The 2,103-nt window shown below is 69.4% G+C and carries 1 protein-coding gene and 1 pseudogene; one reads left to right on the top strand and one right to left on the bottom strand.

What is annotated here, in order from left to right; translation table 11 throughout:
- Nucleotides 1-294: 294 nt before the first annotated feature.
- Nucleotides 295-1,650, top strand: a pseudogene (locus tag QN345_RS18335) (helicase HerA-like domain-containing protein); the annotation flags it as partial.
- 19 nt (nucleotides 1,651-1,669) lie between these two features.
- Here QN345_RS18335 and QN345_RS18330 read toward each other — a convergent pair.
- Nucleotides 1,670-2,103, bottom strand: a 434-nt coding sequence (locus QN345_RS18330) for a hypothetical protein (RefSeq protein WP_323509037.1), incomplete at its 5' end; no start/stop codon positions are given.

Below are 2,103 nucleotides of genomic sequence, written 5' to 3'. Positions count from 1 at the left end.
CGCGGCGAGAACGCAGATGGCGACGAGGATGATCTGGCCGACGAAAACCGGTCGCCAGGAATCTGTCGGGATCGTGAGCCAGTAGAGCACGGCGGAAACCGGGGCGACGAGGGCCAGCACGGACAGACCGGACTGCCGGAGCAACCGGCCGTGCGGTCTCAGAGCGTGCGCCCGAATGAGCGGTCCCCCAGTGACTTTCACCTTAAGCGTTCCCCCTAGCCGGTGTACCCAGATTATCGCGAATGAGAGAGCGTGCCGGATAGCCACCTTAAAGGGGACAGCACGCCGCACCCCGGCATCGGGCAGGACTGGGCCGGCCAGGCCGCCCCGACCGAGTACTTCTCCCTCGGCGGCACCGGCCGCGGTGTACCGGTGCGCGCGACCGTCGCCGGGTTCGGCCCGCTGCTCCTCAGCAAGGTCCTCGGCCTCAACGACACCCAGGAGTCCAGCCTCGGCCTCGTCTTCCACTACGCCGACCAGGCCGGCCTGCCGCTGCTCGACCTCACCGACCTGCGCGCGGTCCTGAGCTTCCTGACGAGCCCGGCAGGCAAGGCCGAGCTCGCCGGGCTTGGCGGACTGTCCCCGGCGACCGTCGGCGTGATCCTCCGCGAGCTGATCACCTTCGCCGACCAGGGCGCCGACGTGTTCTTCGGCGAGCCCGAGATCGACACCCGGGAGTTCCTCCGCACCGCGCCGGACGGCCGCGGCGTGATCAGCCTGCTCGAGGTGCCCGGCGTGCAGAACCAGCCAGCGCTCTTCTCGACGTTCCTGATGTGGCTCCTCGCCGACCTCTACAACGACCTGCCAGAGGTCGGCGACCTCGACAAGCCCAAGCTCGTGTTCTTCTTCGACGAGGCGCACCTGCTCTTCGCGAACGCCTCCAAGGACTTCCTCGCGTCGATCACCCAGACCGTTCGCCTCATCCGCTCGAAGGGAGTCGGCATCTTCTTCGTCACCCAGACCCCCAAGGACGTGCCCGGCGATGTGCTCGCCCAGCTCGGCTCCCGTGTGCAGCACCAGCTGCGGGCCTTCACCCCGGACGACGCCAAGGCGTTGCGGGCGACCGTCTCGACGTTCCCGAACTCCGGTTACGACCTCGAAGAGGTGCTCACCGGGCTCGGAACCGGCGAGGCGATCGTGACGGTGATGAACGAGAAGGGCGCCCCGAGCCCCGTGGCCTGGACGCGGCTGCGCGCGCCGCAGGGGTCGATGTCTCCGACTGCGGATGCCGCGATCGAGTCGGCCGTCGCGGCCTCGCCGCTCCTGGCGACATACGGCGCCGCGATCGACCGGGAGTCTGCGCGGGAGATCCTCGCGACCAAGCTCGAGGCGGCGAACCGGGCCGCGGCCGAGCAGCAGGCGGCAGAGCAGGCGGCGCTCGATGCGGCGAAGGCGGCCGCGGAGCGCGAGAAGGCGGACAAGGCCGCCGCCGCGCAGGAGGCGAAGGATGCGCGGGCCGGGGAGCAGGCCGACCGGAAGGCGCAGGCCGAATACGACCGGCTGATGCGGCAGACCGCGGGCCCGGCGCGCACCCGCACGAGCGCGAAGCCGCAGAAGAGCGTGCTCGAGGAGGTGCTCGGGTCGTCCGTGACGAAGTCGATCCTGACCGGGGTCGTTGCCGGCATCTTCGGAACCCGCCGCCGGCGCTGAGCCGCCGCCCGGCATCCGCTCAGCTTGTGTGGGAGGTGTAGCGGCGCTCGAACCAGTAGAGCAGCTCGGGCCGGGACCGGTTGAGGTCCTGCAGCGTCATCGGTTCGGCGACCCGCACGATCGGCGCGTCGAGCTGTTCGACGATCATCTCCATCGCCCCGCGCGAATAGAACTGGCCGCGCATCCGCAGCAGCAGCCGGCCGTCGAGTCCCGTGATGAACAGCTGCGGGTGCGTGTCGAGCGCGCCGCTTTCGTAGAGGTCGAGCAGCACGATGGTGCCGATCACGGACTTGTCGTAGCTCGTGACCCTGCCCAGGAAGCCGCGTTCGGAGACGCCGTCCCTGTCGACCCAGATCACGGTGCGGAAGAACGCGATCGCGGCGAGAACGCAGATGGCGACGAGGATGATCTGGCCGACGAAAACCGGTCGCCAGGAATCTGTCGGGATCGTGA

This window comes from Cryobacterium sp. 10I1 (assembly GCF_035019805.1).
In the GTDB taxonomy this organism is placed as follows: domain Bacteria; phylum Actinomycetota; class Actinomycetes; order Actinomycetales; family Microbacteriaceae; genus Cryobacterium; species Cryobacterium glucosi.
This window is presented reverse-complemented; position numbering and strand designations above follow the sequence as displayed.